This window comes from Streptomyces sp. NPDC093260 (assembly GCF_040683715.1).
Lineage (GTDB): Bacteria > Actinomycetota > Actinomycetes > Streptomycetales > Streptomycetaceae > Streptomyces > Streptomyces sennicomposti.
On sequence record NZ_JBFBEK010000014.1, the window covers coordinates 108,650 to 124,079 of the forward strand.

Here is a 15,430-nt window from a genome sequence, read left to right on the forward strand (position 1 = left end):
ACTGACGTCAGCACTCCGTAAGATCGCAGAATACTTTATGTCCTTTTCGTCCCCGTAGGGTGACTGGGGTGATCGAGAACTCCTCCTGTTCAGCCGCCCCCGTGGACGTGGTGCTGCCCTGCCTGGACGAGGCCGAGGCCCTGCCCTGGGTGCTCGGCCGGATCCCCGCCGGGTGGCGCGCGATCGTCGTGGACAACGGCTCGACCGACGGCTCGGCGGACCTCGCCCGCGCTCTCGGCGCCCATGTGGTGCACGAGCCGCGCCGCGGGTTCGGCGCCGCCTGCCACGCGGGACTGACCGCCGCCACCGCGGACGTCGTCTGCTTCTGCGACTGCGACGCCAGCCTCGACCCGGCCCTCCTGCCGGCCGTCGCCGGGCCCGTCCTCGACGGCGCCGCCGACCTCGTCCTCGGCCGTCGCCGGCCCGTCACGCGCCGCGCCTGGCCCCTGCACGCCCGCCTGGCCAACCTGGAGCTGGCCCGGATGGTCCACCGCCGCACCGGGTTGCGGCTGCACGACCTCGGCCCGATGCGCGCCGCCCGCCGCGCGGCCCTGCTCGCCCTGGACCTGACCGACCGCCGCTCCGGCTACCCGCTCCAGACCGTCGTCCGGGCCGCGGACGCGGGCTGGCGGGTGGCGGAGACCGACGTGCCCTACCGCCCGCGCACGGGCCGCTCGAAGGTCACCGGGACCTGGCGCGGCACCTGGCAGGCGGTACGCGACATGCGCGTCGTCCTCGCCGAACGGCCCGCCGCCCGCCCGGCGTCCGGGACGGCCGCCGGAGCCGGCCGATGACCGCTCCGCCCCTGGCCACCGTGCTGGTCATCGCCAAGGAACCCGTGCCCGGGCGGGTCAAGACCCGGCTCACCCCGCCCTACACCCCGCGCGAGGCGGCCGCCCTGGCCGAGGCGGCCCTCGCCGACACCCTGCACACGGTCCGCCAGGTCCCCGCCCGCCGCCGCCTCCTCGTCCTCGACGGCGCGCCCGGCCCCTGGCTGCCGCCCGGCTTCGACGTCGCCGCGCAGTCGCCCGGCGGCCTGGACGAGCGGATCGCGGCCGCGTTCGGCCTGTGCGAGCGCGGACCGGCGCTCCTGGTCGGCATGGACACTCCCCAACTGACCGCACAACTCCTCGGGAACGTCGGCCGCGACGGCCACGACGCCTGGTTCGGGCCCGCCGCCGACGGCGGGTTCTGGGCGCTGGGCGTCGCCGAACCGGCGCGCGCCGCCGCCCTCGTACGCGGTGTGCCCATGTCCACCCACCGCACGGGCACCGTCCAGCGCCGCCGCCTGGTCGAGGCGGGACTGCGGGTGAGCGACCTGCCCGTGCTGCGCGACGTGGACACCGCCGCCGACGCCGCCGAGGTCGCCGCCCGCTGCCCGGCCGGCTCCCGGTTCGCCGCCGCCGTGGCCGCCCTGACGGCGGCCGGCCGGTGAGCGGCGTGCCGAACGGCGCCGAGCCCGACCTCGCCCGGCGGACCACCGGGAGCGCGGCCCGCCGCCCGCACACCGCGGTCCTGGAACCCGGACGCGACCGGCCCGCCGGCCGGCCCTGGATCGACGACCCCTACGCCCGCGCCCTGCGTGCGGGGCGCGGCCCCCTCTATCTGCGCCGTCTGCCACCACCGGACCGTCCGGACCGGGCGGCGGGGGAGGGGGAACTGCTGCCGCTCGACGTGGAACGCTGGTGCGCCGCACCCGACGCCGTCGACACCCGTGTCCTGGACCGCTGCACCGGACCCGTCCTCGACGTCGGCTGCGGACCGGGCCGGCTGGTGGCGGCACTGGCCGCCCGGGGCGTACGCGCGCTCGGCGTGGACGTCAGCCCGGCCGCGGTGGCCCGCACCCGGCGGGGCGGCGGCGCCGCGCTGCGCCGGTCCGTCTTCGACCGCCTGCCCGGCGAAGGCCGGTGGGGCACCGTGCTGCTGATGGACGGCAACGTCGGCATCGGCGGCGACCCGGTCGCCCTCCTCACCCGGCTGCGCGCCGTGGCCGCGCCCGGCAGCCGCCTGCTGGCCGAGGCCGCCCCGTACGACGTCGACGAACACCTCACCGTCCGCGTCGAGGACGCCCACGGCCGGCACGGCCGCCCCTTCCCCTGGGCCCGCCTCGGGGCCGCCGCGCTGTGCCGGGCCGCCGGCGCCGCGGACTGGACCGTGACCGGCCGGTGGACCGCACAGGACCGCACGTTCCTCGAACTGCGCCGGCCCCTGCCGGGACACACCGCACCCCCCACGACCGGCGGAAGGCGTCGACACCCGTGAACGACACCGCTCTTCCGCACTCCCGACCGTCGGCGGACCGCCCTCCCGCGCCCGCGCGCCGCGCCACCGCCCGTGTCGCCACCGCCGTCACCGCGTCGCTGCTGGCCGCGCTCACCGCGGTCGTCGCGGACACCGTCCGGGCGGGCGACGACCAGCACGACGCCGGACGCCTGCTCGCCGGCTACGCCGTCGCCTGGACCCTGTTCGCCGCCGCTGCGTGGACCGTGCGCAGGGTCCCGCGGCGGGCCGCGACCGCACTGGTCCTGGCCGGCGCCGCAGCCGTGGCCGCGGCCGCGCTCGCCGCGCCGCCCCGCACCAGCACCGACATGTACCGCTACGCCTGGGACGGCCGCGTCCAGAGCGCCGGCATCTCCCCCTACGCCCACCCGCCCGCCGCACCCCGGCTCGCCCGGCTGCGCGACGACTGGCTCTTCCCGCCCGGGGCCGCCTGCACGGGCTGGGGACTGACCCGGACGAGCGAGGGGCTGTGCACCCGCATCAACCGCCCCACCGTCCCCACCATCTACCCGCCCGTCGCCGAGGGCTGGTTCGCCGCCGTCCACCTGTTGTCACCTCCGGGGAGCCGCCACAAGCCGCTCCAGGCCGGCGGGGCCGTCCTGGCGTTCGGCACCACCGTCGCGCTGCTCGCCGTGGGCCGCAGGCGCGGCGACCCGCATCGCGCTCCCGCCCGCGCCGCCCTGTGGGGATGGTGCCCGGCCGTCCCGTTCGAGGCGGTCGACAACGCCCATGTCGACACCCTGGGCGTCCTGTTCACCGTGCTGGCCCTCGGCACGGCCACCGCCGGGGTCCGGCGCGGCGCCCTCCTCGGCGCCGCCGTCGCCGTGAAACTGCTGCCCGTGCTGGCGCTGCCCGGCGCCCTGTCCGGGCAGCGCGGCCCGGCGCGGATCGCCCGTACGGTCGCCGCCCTGCTCGCGGTGGTCGCGCTCTCCTACCTGCCCTACGTCATCGCCTCCGGCGCCGGCGTCCTCGGCTATCTGCCCGGCTACCTCCAGGAGGAGGGCTACCAGCCCGGTGACGTGCACCGCTTCGCCCTGCTGCGGCTGCTGCTGCCGGACGCCGCGGCGGAGGCGGCCGCCGTGCTGCTGCTCGTCGGGACGGCCGGGTACGTGTGGTGGCGCGGGGACCCGCTGCGCCCCTGGCGCGGCGCCCTGCTGCTGACCGGCGTCGCCCTGCTGCTGATGTCGCCCGGCTACCCCTGGTACGCGCTGCTCGTCGTCGGCCTGGTCGCCCTCGACGGCCGCTGGGAGTGGCTGACCGTCCCGCTGGCCGGCACCGTCCTCTACCTCGGCGGCCGGCTGCTGCCCGGGGTCCCCCTGCAGGCGTGGACCTACGGCACGGCCGCCGTGTGCGTCGCCGTCGGCGCGGGCCTGCGCGCCCTCCCGGCGCGGCGCCGGAAACGGTACGGGGCGCACCCCTGACCGGACCGGCCTCCACGGCCCGCCCAGGCCTCCACGGCCCGTCCAGGAGCGCTCCCCGGCCCACCCTCGGCGTCCTGCCGGACCTGCGCCGGAACCGGCTCGGCCGTCAGGGTGACGACGCCCGCCGGCACCCGCGCCGGAGACGGCCCGCCCACCCGGGCCGTGACAGCTTGTAGGCGCCCGCCGGGCCGGACGCCGTCGTGCCGGCGGGCGGTCCCGGAAAAGGATGTGCCGAGCCATGCCCCCGGGAGGGTTCCCCGGGTCGCCCCGGAGAGGGAGGAGACGGCCGATGGACCGTGACGGACGGCCGCCCCCGGACCCGTCCGGCGGGCGGACCGGGACGCGCCGACGAGGGGTGCGCGGCCGCCCACGACGTATGCGCGCCCGCCTCGCACGAACCCGCGCGGCCATCACCCGCCGCACGTCCCGAACCGCCGCACGGCTTCGGGCCGTCGCACGGCGGGCCGGGCAGGCGCCACCGCCGCCGGGCCCGTTCCGCCCCGGGTTCTGGCGCAGCCCCCTGCGCGGCCCCTGGCTCACCTCCGTGTTCGGTCTGGTCCTGCTGGCCGGCATCCCCCTCCTCCTCGTCACCGGACTGCTCTCGTACGCCGCCTACAACCCGGGGCTCGGCCCGCCCAACGACCAGACCCCGGACAAGGGCGTCCTCGGCTTCTACCTCTTCGACTGGCCCACGCACCCGTACTGGCTCTACCGGCTGACCCAGGGCGTGCACGTCACCCTCGGCGTCACCCTCGTGCCCGTCCTGCTGGCCAAGCTGTGGTCCGTGCTGCCCAAGCTCTTCGAGTGGCCGCCGGTGCGCACCCCCGCCCACGCACTCGAACGACTGTCCCTGCTCGCACTCGTGGGCGGGGCGATCTTCGAGTTCGCCACCGGCATCCTCAACATCCAGCTCTTCTACGTCTTCCCCGGCTCCTTCTACACCCTGCACTTCTACGGCGCCTGGGTCCTCGCCGCCGCCTTCGCCGTCCATGTCGCCCTCCGGCTCGGCCGGATGACCCGTTCCCTGCGCTCCCGCGACCCGGCGGCCGAACTGCGCACCGACCTCGCCCACACCCGCCCCGAACCGCCCGACCCCGACCACCTGGTCCCGGCCGCACCCCGCGCGCCGAGCATGACCCGCCGCGGCGCGGTGGGCATGGTCGGGGCGGGCTCACTGCTCCTGCTGGTGGTCACGGCCGGGCAGAGCATCGGCGGCCGACTGCGTGCGAGCGCCCTGCTCGCGCCCCACAACCGCGAACCGGGCAGCGGACCCAACGGCTTCCAGATCAACAAGACGGCCGCCGCGGTCGGCGTCACCCCCGCACACGTGGGACCCGACTGGCGGCTGGAACTCCACGGCCACGGGCCCGCCCTGGTCCTCACCCGCGACCGGCTCCTCGCCCTGCCCCAGCACACCGCCGCGCTGCCGATCGCCTGCGTGGAGGGCTGGTCCACCGCCGACCAGCACTGGAGCGGCCTGCGCCTGACCGATCTGGCGGCCCTGGCCGGACTGCCCCACGCCGGCAGCGTCCTGGTGGAATCCGTCCAACCGCCCGGCCCCTACAGCTCGGTGCTGCTGCGGGACAACCAGATCCACGACCCCCGCTCGCTGCTGGCCCTGCGGGTCAACGGCGCCGACCTCTCCCTCGACCACGGCTTTCCCGCCCGCGTCATCGTCCCGGCCAACCCCGGAGTGAACAACACCAAATGGGTGCGCCGCCTCACCTTCAGGGCGTGATCATGGCCCGCTTCGCGCGCTGGTACGGCGCCAACCCCCTGCACCTGCTGGCCCTGGTCAGTTCCTTCGCCCTCACCGGCTACGCCATGGTGCGACTGTTCGCCGTCCGGCCCCTCGCCGTGGCCCTCTGGTTCGTCGGCGCGGCCGTCGCCCACGACCTGATCCTGCTCCCGCTGTACTCGCTCGCCGACCTGACGGTCCTCGCCGTGCTGCGGCACCGCGCCGCCCGCGTGCCACGGCTGCCGTGGATCAACCACGTGCGCGTCCCCGCCTTCCTCTCCGGTGTGCTCCTGCTCGTCTGGTTCCCCCTGATCTTCACCCTGTCCACGCCCTACACCGGTGCGACGGGGCTGTCGGAGGGTGTCTACCTGGGGCGATGGCTGGCGGTCACCGGCGTGCTGTTCGGCGCCTCCGCGGTCTCGTTCGCGTTCGCCGTCCGCAGGGCGCGCCGGCGGGACGGACGTGACGGGCGGCAGCCGCCGGGCGCCGAGCCCCGGCACGGTGACGGCACCGAGCGGTGAGGGGGTCGCGCGGTGAGGGGTCGCGTGGCGCCGATCGTTCGTGCCGGCGCCCGTCCAGGGTGAGGCACCGGCACGGTGACGGCGTCGCGCGCCGCCCTCACCGCACGGTGCGACGGCGACCCGCACGCCGCCCCGAGCGCTCAGCCGGCGGCCGGGATGGCGAACCGCACGGAGGTGAGTTCCTCCGAGAGCTCCCACAGCCGGCGGCCGCTCTCGGCGTCCGCGGCCCGCGGCGCCAGCCGTACCGTCGTCGGCGCACCGCGCAGCTCGCCCAGGCCGTCCGGGCCGATGAACTGCCCGCCCCGCACGTCCGGGGCGGTCGCCGCGTACAGCGTGGGCAGCGCGCCGTGGTCCGGGCTCTGGGCGAGCGGTTGCAGCAGACGGCCGAAGAGGAAGGCGACCGCGCCCGCCGGGGCACTCGTCTGGAGGTTGGTCGCGGTGTACCCGGGGTGGGCGAGCAGGCTGCGGACCGGGCTGCCGGCCGCGGTGAGCCGCTGCTGGAGCTGGTGGCCGAACGCGGCGTTGGCCAGCTTCGACCGGTTGTAGCAGCCCATGGGCGAGTACCGGCGGCGCTCACCGCCGAGATCGTCGAAGAAGAGCCTGCCCAGACGGTGGTTGGCCGAGGTGACCGTGACGACGCGCGGGTCCTCGCCGCCCTCCAGCAGGTCGAGGAGCAGACCGGTGAGCGCGAAGTGGCCGAGGTGGTTGACCGCGAACTGCACCTCGTGACCCTGTGCGCTCGGTGTCCGGCGGGGCGGGGCCATCAGGCCCGCGTTGTTGACCAGGACGTCGAGGCGCGTGTGCTCGGCGTGCAGCGCGTCGGAGAAGGCGCGGACCGAGTCCAGGTCCGCCAGGTCGATCCGGCGCACGTCGAGCCGGGCGCCGGGGATCTCGGCGGTGAGCCGCGCGGCCGTCTCGCGCCCCTTGGTCTCGTCCCGCACGGCGAGGATCACGTGCGCGCCCCTGCGGGACAACGCCCGGGTGGTCGCCAGGCCGAGGCCGCTGTTGGCTCCGGTGACGACGAAGACGCGCTCGCTCAGGTCCGGGATGTGCTCGGCGGTCCAGCCGCGCTGTCTGCTCATATGGCACACGATGCCCGCGCTGTCACTCGGTGTCAAGAAGGATACTGAACGTCGCGATCGGCATGGAGTGTAGTCTGCTGCGGTGAGCACCGACCCCGGCATGAGCCTGGCCCAACGCAAGCGTCGGCTCGTCTCCGACGAGCTCTCCCGAGCCGCGCTGCAACTGCTGGCGCGGACGGGGTTCGACGCGGTCACGGTCGACGAGATCGCGGCCGTCGCGGGCGTCTCCAAGCGGACGTTCTTCCGGTACTTCGCGTCCAAAGAGGACGTGGTGATCCAGTTCCTGGCCGAGATGGGCACCGGCATGCGCGCCGAACTGGCGGGCCGTCCCGCCGACGAGCCGCCGTCCGAGGCGCTGCGCCACGCCGTCCTGTGCTCCGTCCACGCGTGCGCCGGCCACTCCCGGCAGGCGTTGAGCGTGGTCCGGCTGATCCTCGGCACGCCCGCTCTCCTCGCCCGCTTCCTGGAGCGGCAGGCCCAGTGGCGCGACGACCTGGCCGAGGAGCTGGCCGCCCGGCTGGCGCTGGACCCGCGAACCGACCTGTATCCGCAGCTGGCCGCCGGCATCGCCCTGACCGCCTTCGGCACGGTGCTCCAGCGGTGGAGCGACAGCGACGGCGCCGAGGACCCGCGGGCGCTGACCGACCGGGCGTTCGCCGTGATCGCACCGGCCCTCGACGCCGTCGACGGGCGATCAGGGCCGCCCGCGGATTCCTGACCTCGTGTCCGACGCCGGGTCACACCGATGCCAGGTGCGCGTCGGCGGCGGCCCGTGGCCGGGCATCCGTTTCCACCGTGACGGGCCGGGTACCTCGGTGCCGCGGCACACGTGTGCCGCGCGGTGCTTCCCGGATCGCCGGAGAGGGGTGACGTGTGCCGGTGGAGAGCGACTGCCCGGTCCTGGTGGCCGACGCGGGCTCGTCGAGCCTGCGCCTGACCGTGTTCGGGGACGGCGGCGAGGTACTCGCCGAGCACCACAGCGAATCGGCGCCCGGCGACGACGCCTCGAGCCCGCTGCGGCGGCTCCTGGACGAGGCGCCCGCACCGGTCGCCGCAGGCCATCGCATCGTCCACGGCGGGCCGGACCTGCGCGCCCACACGCTGGTGGACGACGCCGTCCGCGCCCGGCTGGACCGGGTGGCCGACCTCGCGCCGCTGCACGTCCCGCCGGCCCTCACCGTCCTGGACGCGGCCCGGCTGCTGCTGCCCGGCGTCCCGCACGTCGCCTGCTTCGACACCGTCTTCCACGCCCGACTTCCCGTCGCCGCACGGGAGTACGCTGTCCCCGCCGCATGGCGCGACGAGTACGGGCTGCGGCGCTACGGCTTCCACGGACTGTCCTACGCCTGGACGCTCGACCGCGCCGCCGAACTCCTCGGCCGCCCGGCCGAACGGCTCCACCTGGTGCTCTGCCATCTGGGCGGGGGCTGCTCCGCGTGCGCCGTGCGCGCCGGGCGCAGCGCCGACACGACGATGGGGTTCACCCCGCTGGAGGGCCTGGTGATGAGCCACCGCAGCGGCAGTGTCGACCCCGGCGCGCTGACCTGGCTCCAGACCCGGTACGGGCTGACCGCGGCCGAGATCGAGGACGCGCTGAACCGCGACTCGGGGCTGCTCGCCCTCTCCGGCACCTCGGACGACACGCGCGACCTCGTCCGCGCCCGGACGGCGGGCGACGAGGCCGCCGCGCTCGCCCTGGACGTCTTCACCCACCACTGCCGGCGGGGCGTCGCCGCCATGGCCGCCTCCCTCGACCGGCTCGACGCCCTGGTGTTCACCGGCGAGATCGGCGAGGACCAACCCGAGGTGCGCGAGGAGATCTGCGTCCGGCTGCCCGCGCTGGGCCTCGCCGGCGGTCTGCGGCCCCTGGTCGCCGAACGCCCCGAGATCGTCTCCCGGCCGGACGCGAAGGTCCCGGTCCTCGTCGTCCCCACGGGAGAGGCGCAGCAGGTCGCCCGGGAGACCCGGGCGCTGCTGAACCGTCCCTGAGGCGGCCGGCGTACGCCTGCCTCTGCCATCCGCCTCGTCCACCCGTCCACGAACCACCCGGACGCCACCCGGGCGAGCGTCGCCGACGCCCGGGCGATCACGGTGGGCGGCGCCGCGATCGACGGGTTCGACCCGGACGTGTCCACGTACGTCGTCGACTGGCCGAGGAACCGGCCGATCCCGGCTGTCACCGCCGTACCGGCCCAGTCCGGCGCGGGGGTGGCGGCGACGGACGGCGGTACCGTCCTGACCTCGGCCGCGTCCCGGCCCATCACCCGCACCGTCAAGGTGACCTCGCCCAACGCCGAGGTCACCCGGACGTACACGGTCGCGTTCCAGCGCACGGACCACGACCACCGCCCGACCGCGACCGGCGGCGGCCCCGCGGGGACCCCCGGCGGCCACGGCGGCGGATCGGGCCCCGCCGACGCCCCGGGCCTGTGGTCGCGGGGCACGGAATGGACGCGGACCCGGGGAGTCCCGCGGGCCTGAGGCCCGTACGGCGCGGCCGCCCGCCACGTTCGCCACACCCGACGTGCGCGGGCGGCCAACCGCCCCGCAAGATGGAGACACCTGGCCTCCGCTCCGCGTACCCCGAGCCGGAGCGGGGGCCACCCTACGTACGACCGGCCCGCGACCGGATCGCCCGCCCGCGTCCCGGCCCCCGGGCGGCGCCGCCGCAAGGGCGCCTCCGGCGCCCCCGGCCCTGCCTACGGCCCCCCGGGGCGGCCGAGCCCGTAGGGCCGCCCCGGTCGCCGCCGGCGCTCCTCCGCGTCCGCGAGTGAACCGACCGCCTCGGCAGGCCCCTCCTCGGCCCCGGTGAGCGGCGCCCGGCACGCCGTCAGCGCCGCCCGCGCGGTCGGCGCGTCACAGCTCGGTCCCGGGCGTGAAGTCGGCGACCAGCCGGTGCGCCCGCCCGCTGCCGAGCAGGGCCTCCACGGCGGTGGCGGCGGTGGACGGTCGGACGGGGCCTCCTGCCTGCGGGGCCCGGCAGGCTGACGGCACGTCAAGGGCTTATCGGGCGATTGCGCCCCCGCAAGCCGCGTGGGCACCGCCCCCGTGCCAGGGACGCGGACGGCGTTGGTACCGTCCACCCCGTTGAAGGGTGAACTGCAACGACCTCACGTTGCGCATCCAGCACAGACCAGGGGTGGAATTTGAGCGCGGACCATCGCAGAGGCCGCAAGAAGAAGAGACTGCTCGTCTACGCCGCGGCCTCGGCCGTGGCCGTGGCCGCCACGGCCGGCACACTGGCCGTGGCCTCGCCCGGGCTCACCGGCTCGGACGGCTCCGAGGCCGCCCGTCCCGGCGCCCGGCTGCAGGCCGAGTTCGAGAAGGCCGCACAGGAGTTCGACGTCCCGCTGAGCGTCCTGATGGCGGTCTCGTACCGGCAGACGCTCTGGGAGGACCACGACGGGCTGCCGAGCACCACGGGCGCGTACAACGTCATGGCTCTCACGGACGTCGATCCCGGCAGCCTGGAGGACGACGCCGCGTCGAGCGCGCGGCAGCTCGACCGCATGAACCGCAGCGGCGACCCGGCCGTGGAGAAGCACTTCGACGCGGCGAAGGCGCTCAAGGGCGCGGGCAAGCGGGCCGTCGACACGAGCGACCCCCGGCTGCACACGCTGGACGAGGCGGCCGGCCTCATCGGCGTCCCGTCGCAGCAGGTGCGCGGCGACGCCCGGCAGAGCATCCGGGCGGGTGCCGCTCTGCTCGCCGAGTACCAGAAGGACGCGGCCGGTTCGCTGCCGAAGGACCCGGGTGCCTGGTACCCGGCCGTGGCCCGCGCCAGCCAGGCGACCGACACCAAGGGCGCGCGGCTCTTCGCGAACCGCGTGTACGACTCGATCCGCACCGGTGAGCAGCGCGTCACCGCGGACGGCGAGTACGTGACGCTCGCGGCCGATCCTGGGGTGCAGCCCGCGCAGCAGGCGGACCTCAAGCTTGCCAAGGCGACGGTCGCCACCGTCGCCACCGCGGCGACCGCGGACTGCCCGTCGACGCTGAAGTGTGACTTCAAGCCGGCCGCGTACCAGCAGAACAGCGGGCCGGACGACTGGGGCAACTACAACATCGCCAACCGGCCCGTGGCCGGCGGTGAGATCAACTCCATCGTCATCCACGACACCGAGGGCACCTACGACGCCTCGCTGAACGTCTTCCAGAACCCGGCGTCCTACGCCAGCACCAACTACATCGTCCGTGCCTCGGACGGCCAGGTCACCCAGGTCGTCGAGAACAAGAACGAGGCGTGGCACGCGGGCAACAAGAGTGTCAACATGCACTCGATCGGGGTCGAGCACGAGGGCTACGCGATCAAGAAGGGCAGTTGGTACACCGAGCCCGAGTACGAGTCCTCCGCGACCCTGGTGAAGTACCTGGCCGCCAAGTACGGCATCCCGCTGGACCGTGAGCACATCATCGGTCACGACGAGGTGCCGGGCGTCCTGGACACCAACGTGAAGTCGCAGCACTGGGACCCGGGCCCGTTCTGGGACTGGAACCACTACATGCAGCTGCTCGGCGCCCCGACCGGCGCCGGCGGTGCGGGCGGCCTGTACAAGGCCGGCCAGGTGATCCGGGTCGTGCCGCCGTTCACCACGGCGAACCAGCCGACGGTCACCTACGGCGGCTCGGCCGTCGACAAGCAGCCGGCGAACTTCGGCTACCTGTACACCCAGCCGTCCACCAGTTCGCCGGCCCTCTCGGACCCGTACCTGGGCAGCCAGACCGCCACCGAGGGCCCGAACTGGGCCAACAAGGTGGTGGCCGGCGGCGAGTACGTCGTAGCGGAGGCGCAGCGGGACTGGACCGCGATCTGGTACGGCGGGCAGAAGGCCTGGTTCTACGACCAGGGCGGCCAGTTCGCCACCGCGGTCGGCACACCGGACACGGTGGTGCCGAAGGCGGGCACCACGTCGGTCCCCGTGTACGGGCGCACGTACCCGAAGGACACGGACTACGACGGCACCGGCGTCTCGGTCCAGAGCCAGAACAGCGCCTCGCTGACCAAGTACAGCATCCCGGCGGGCCAGAAGTACGTGCTGGCCGGTGCGGCCGTGAAGGGCTCGTACTACAACAGCGGTCTGATCGACGGCACCGGCACCGGGTCGCGCGTGATGGTCGTGGGCAGCAACACCTTCTACCCGATCCGCTACAACCACCGGCTCGCCTGGGTGCGCGCCGAGGACGTGGACCTGGTCAAGGGCACGGCGCCGGACCCGGCCACCGACCGCAACAACATCCTCGGCCGGGACGCCTCGGGTGTGCTGTGGCAGTACCAGGGCAGCGGCAGCGCCTCCGGGCCGTTCCTGCTGCGCTACCGCGTGGGCGGCGGCTGGGACACGTACGACGTGCTGACGCCGTTGACGGCGCTGCGCGCGGACGGCACCGGTGACATGGTCGCCCGCGACAAGAGCGGGGTGCTCTGGTACTACAAGGGCAGCGGCAAGCCGTCGGCGCCGTTCCTGGCGCGCACGAAGGTCGGTTCGGGCTGGAACACCTACAACAACCTGACCGGCGCCGGTGACCTCACCGGTGACGGGAAGCCGGACCTGATCGGGCGCGACACCTCGGGCGTGCTGTGGCTGTACCAGGGCACCGGAACCTCCGCGCCGTTCGCGGCGCGGACCCGGATCGGACCCGGCTGGAACACGTACAACAACCTGACCGCCGTCGGTGACGTGACCGGTGACGGCAAGGCCGACCTGATCGCCCGGGACGGCTCGGGCGTGCTGTGGCTCTACCAGGGCACCGGCAACGCCTCCGCTCCCTACGCCACCAAGACCCGCGTCGGCCCCGGCTGGAACACGTACAACGTGCTGGTCGGGCCGGGTGACCTGGACAAGGACGGCAAGCCCGACCTCGTCGGCCGGGACAGCTCCGGAGGGCTCTGGTTCTACAAGGGCCAGTCCAGCGCCGTCGCACCGTTCGCCACCAAGTCCAGCGTGGGCGGCGGCTGGAACACCTACAACACCATCCTCTGACGTCTGCCGCCGCACCGGCTGAACGCCGGCGCGGCGACACGTCGAACCGTCCGCCCGCGGCGCCGCGGCCGTCCCGTACCCCGGGGCGTCCGCGGCGCCGCGGGCGGACGCATGTCGTCCCGAGGCCAGGCCGCTCCCTCGGCAACCCGGCGTCCCCTCGGCAGCCCGGAGCCCTCCCGGCAGCCCGGAGCCCTCCCGGGAACCCGGCCACGTCCCTGGCAGCCGGGGGCGGACGACCGGCCGGGGCGGGGGGCCGGGCCGCCACGGTGGCCCCATGACCGACTGGAGCCTCTGGGACAGCGCTCCGTACGAACCGGTGGCGCGGCACGGGGAGTTCCGTCCGACCGTCGTCCACTCCCTCCATCCCGTACCCGCCGTCCCTGGCCGGCAGGACGCGCGGTGCGGGGCGGCCGCGGTCGCCGAGCCGGGGCCGCGGGGGTTCGCGGGCAGCGCCTCCGTGCGCTCGTGGACCGCGTGCCCTGCGTCCCCCGGGATCGTTGAAGGGAGTATGCGAAAGACGATCACCACGGCGGTACTGGTCCTCGCCGCGGCAGCCCTGGCCGGGCCCGCGCACGCGGACAGCGGAGACAACGGCGCCGCCGACGGCGGTGACCTCACCGCCGTCGGCGGCAAGGCGGCCTCGTACCTGTGCGCGCTGACCTCGGCCACCGGCGCCACCACGGGGGCTGGGTACTTCAGCTGCTCCGGCAACATGCCCGTCCACCTGTGAACCCGGCCTGGCCGCGCCCGGCCCCGTCGCCTCGTGACAGCCTCCGCGTCTTCACTTCTTGGAGCCTGTCCGAGGGATTGACGCCGCCGCCGTAGAAGGGGTTAATTCCTTCGTGCCGTGCATGGGAGCGCTCCCAAACGCTTCGTGGACGCGCACGGCCCCCCTACCCAGCCGAGGAGCCCATCCGCATGACCGCACGGACCGCCGGAGCCCTCCGCCCGCTCGCCCTCACCGCGGCCGCCGCCGCGCTGGCCGCCACCGCGTTCGCCGCCGCTCCCGCCGAGGCGGCGCCGGCGCACCCGGCACGGCCCGCCGCCCTGTACACCCCGCCCGCGAACCCGGACGCCCAGCGGCAGATCCTGGACCTGGCCCGGCACGGCGAGATCAAGGACGCGGCCGGTGTGCTGGCGATGACGCTGACCCCGCAGGCCGTCTGGTTCGGCGACGGCACACCCGACGAGGTACGGGCGTCGGTGCGCCGGACGGTCGCGGACGCGGCCCGCCGCCACGCGCTGCCGGTGCTGGCGCTCTACAACATCCCGGGCCGGGACTGCGCCCAGTACTCGGCCGGCGGCGCCGCCGACACCCCGCAGTACGAGGCGTGGATCGACGCCGTGCGCGCGGGCATCGGGAACCTGCCCGCCACCGTGGTCCTGGAGCCGGACTCCCTGTCGCTGCTGCCCTCCGACTGCGGCCAGGACGACGCGCAGGGCAGCCGGACCGCCGCCCGCTACACCGAGATCCACTACGCGGTGGACGCCCTGGAACCGCTCGCCGGGACCAAGGTCTACCTGGACGCCGGGCACAGCGGCTGGCACAGCGTCAACGACATCGTGCCCCGCCTGGTCTCCGGCGGCGTGGCCGACGCCACCGGCTTCTTCCTGAACATCTCCAACTACCGCTCCGACAGCGAACTGGCCTGGTACGGCAAGCTGGTGTCGTCCTGTCTGAGCTACGTGTCGGCGGGCGGCGCGGCGGCCGACTGCCCGAACCAGTGGTGGCCGGTGAACGACGCGCAGACATGGTTCGACGCGCATGTGCACGCGGCGCCGTCCGCCATGAAGCACTTCGTCACCGACACCAGCCGCAACGGCCAGGGCCCGTGGACCCCGCCGGCCGGCGTCTACTCCGACCCGCAGGACTGGTGCAACCCGCCCGGCCGCGGCCTCGGCGCCCGCCCCACCCTCGACACCGGAGACCCGCTCGCCGACGCGCGGCTGTGGGTGAAGATCCCCGGCGAGTCGGACGGCCAGTGCACCCGCGGCACGGCGGGCCCCGACGACCCCGAGCGCGGCTACCCGGACCCGGCGGCCGGCAAGTGGTTCCCGCAACAGGCCCTGGAACTGGTCCACAACGCCGCACCCCGCCTGCTGCCCTGACCCGCGGCCGGGGGCGGCCGTGGACGTGGACGGGGACACGACCGTGGACGTACGAGGCTCCCGGGGCAGGGCCACGGCGTGGGTCCCGGGAGCCGGCGGGACTCAGCGCGCTCCCCGGAACGTGCCGCGGTACGCGCGCGGTGACACGCACCGAGGCTCCCCGGTGCGTCTCCTCACCGGCCGGGGCGCGGCTCCGCCGACGCCGGTCGGCTTCGGCTGCGGGGGCCGGTGGCCGGGAGCAGGGACAGGACGGCGGAGACGACCGCCGCGGCGGCGGTCGCACAGACGATGCCCGGATCGA

14 protein-coding genes are annotated in these 15,430 nt (G+C 75.2%); 12 read left to right on the forward strand and 2 right to left on the reverse strand.

Going from position 1 to position 15,430, the window contains the following annotated elements; all coding sequences use genetic code 11:
* The first annotated feature begins 101 nt into the window (after positions 1 to 101).
* The 6 genes from AB0N63_RS19670 to AB0N63_RS19695 all read left to right on the forward strand — a co-directional run bounded on the left by AB0N63_RS19670 (position 102) and on the right by AB0N63_RS19695 (position 5,960).
* Positions 102 to 794 carry a glycosyltransferase family 2 protein gene (locus tag AB0N63_RS19670; RefSeq protein WP_365530348.1) on the forward strand — a complete coding sequence of 231 codons (693 nt, stop codon included), beginning with the start codon at positions 102 to 104 and terminating at the stop codon, positions 792 to 794.
* Positions 791 to 1,435: a DUF2064 domain-containing protein gene (locus tag AB0N63_RS19675; protein ID WP_365530257.1), complete on the forward strand. Its 645-nt coding sequence runs from the start codon at positions 791 to 793 to the stop codon at positions 1,433 to 1,435. The genes AB0N63_RS19670 and AB0N63_RS19675 overlap by 4 nt, the downstream gene beginning before the upstream one ends.
* Positions 1,436 to 1,440: 5 nt before the next feature.
* Entirely contained in the window at positions 1,441 to 2,262 is an 822-nt protein-coding gene (locus AB0N63_RS19680; RefSeq protein ID WP_365530349.1) for a class I SAM-dependent methyltransferase, read from the forward strand.
* Positions 2,259 to 3,701, forward strand: a complete 1,443-nt coding sequence (locus tag AB0N63_RS19685) for a glycosyltransferase 87 family protein (RefSeq protein WP_365530258.1) — start codon at positions 2,259 to 2,261, stop codon at positions 3,699 to 3,701. The genes AB0N63_RS19680 and AB0N63_RS19685 overlap by 4 nt, the downstream gene beginning before the upstream one ends.
* Before the next feature lie 289 nt (positions 3,702 to 3,990).
* The gene (locus AB0N63_RS19690; protein WP_365530259.1) at positions 3,991 to 5,439 is read left to right on the forward strand and encodes a molybdopterin-dependent oxidoreductase; all 1,449 of its coding nucleotides are present in this window, start codon (positions 3,991 to 3,993) and stop codon (positions 5,437 to 5,439) included.
* A gap of 2 nt (positions 5,440 to 5,441) precedes the next feature.
* Complete coding sequence (locus tag AB0N63_RS19695) at positions 5,442 to 5,960, forward strand: hypothetical protein (protein ID WP_365530350.1); 519 nt, start codon at positions 5,442 to 5,444, stop codon at positions 5,958 to 5,960.
* A gap of 140 nt (positions 5,961 to 6,100) precedes the next feature.
* Here the strand turns inward: AB0N63_RS19695 and AB0N63_RS19700 are convergent, their stop codons facing one another.
* Entirely contained in the window at positions 6,101 to 7,042 is a 942-nt protein-coding gene (locus AB0N63_RS19700) for an oxidoreductase (RefSeq protein WP_365530260.1), read from the reverse strand.
* 100 nt (positions 7,043 to 7,142) lie between these two features.
* On the opposite strand from AB0N63_RS19700, the gene AB0N63_RS19705 reads away from it, so the two are divergent.
* From AB0N63_RS19705 to AB0N63_RS19715, 3 genes are all read left to right on the forward strand, one after another.
* The gene (locus AB0N63_RS19705) at positions 7,143 to 7,760 is read left to right on the forward strand and encodes a TetR family transcriptional regulator (RefSeq protein WP_365530351.1); all 618 of its coding nucleotides are present in this window, start codon (positions 7,143 to 7,145) and stop codon (positions 7,758 to 7,760) included.
* A gap of 155 nt (positions 7,761 to 7,915) precedes the next feature.
* Positions 7,916 to 9,031, forward strand: coding sequence for an acetate/propionate family kinase (locus tag AB0N63_RS19710; RefSeq protein WP_365530261.1), 1,116 nt, complete (start codon positions 7,916 to 7,918; stop codon positions 9,029 to 9,031).
* A 102-nt stretch (positions 9,032 to 9,133) separates the two neighbouring features.
* Entirely contained in the window at positions 9,134 to 9,523 is a 390-nt protein-coding gene (locus tag AB0N63_RS19715; protein ID WP_365530262.1) for a hypothetical protein, read from the forward strand.
* 375 nt (positions 9,524 to 9,898) lie between these two features.
* Here AB0N63_RS19715 and AB0N63_RS19720 read toward each other — a convergent pair whose 3' ends face one another.
* Positions 9,899 to 10,036, reverse strand: coding sequence for a hypothetical protein (locus AB0N63_RS19720; RefSeq protein WP_365530263.1), 138 nt, complete (start codon positions 10,034 to 10,036; stop codon positions 9,899 to 9,901).
* 152 nt (positions 10,037 to 10,188) lie between these two features.
* On the opposite strand from AB0N63_RS19720, the gene AB0N63_RS19725 reads away from it, so the two are divergent.
* The 3 genes from AB0N63_RS19725 to AB0N63_RS19735 all read left to right on the forward strand — a co-directional run bounded on the left by AB0N63_RS19725 (position 10,189) and on the right by AB0N63_RS19735 (position 15,129).
* The gene (locus AB0N63_RS19725) at positions 10,189 to 13,020 is read left to right on the forward strand and encodes an N-acetylmuramoyl-L-alanine amidase (RefSeq protein WP_365530264.1); all 2,832 of its coding nucleotides are present in this window, start codon (positions 10,189 to 10,191) and stop codon (positions 13,018 to 13,020) included.
* A gap of 508 nt (positions 13,021 to 13,528) precedes the next feature.
* Positions 13,529 to 13,750, forward strand: a complete 222-nt coding sequence (locus AB0N63_RS19730; protein WP_365530265.1) for a hypothetical protein — start codon at positions 13,529 to 13,531, stop codon at positions 13,748 to 13,750.
* A gap of 188 nt (positions 13,751 to 13,938) precedes the next feature.
* Positions 13,939 to 15,129 (forward strand): glycoside hydrolase family 6 protein, encoded by a 1,191-nt coding sequence (locus AB0N63_RS19735; RefSeq protein WP_365530266.1) that lies wholly within the window; start codon positions 13,939 to 13,941, stop codon positions 15,127 to 15,129.
* The last annotated feature ends 301 nt before the right edge of the window (positions 15,130 to 15,430 follow it).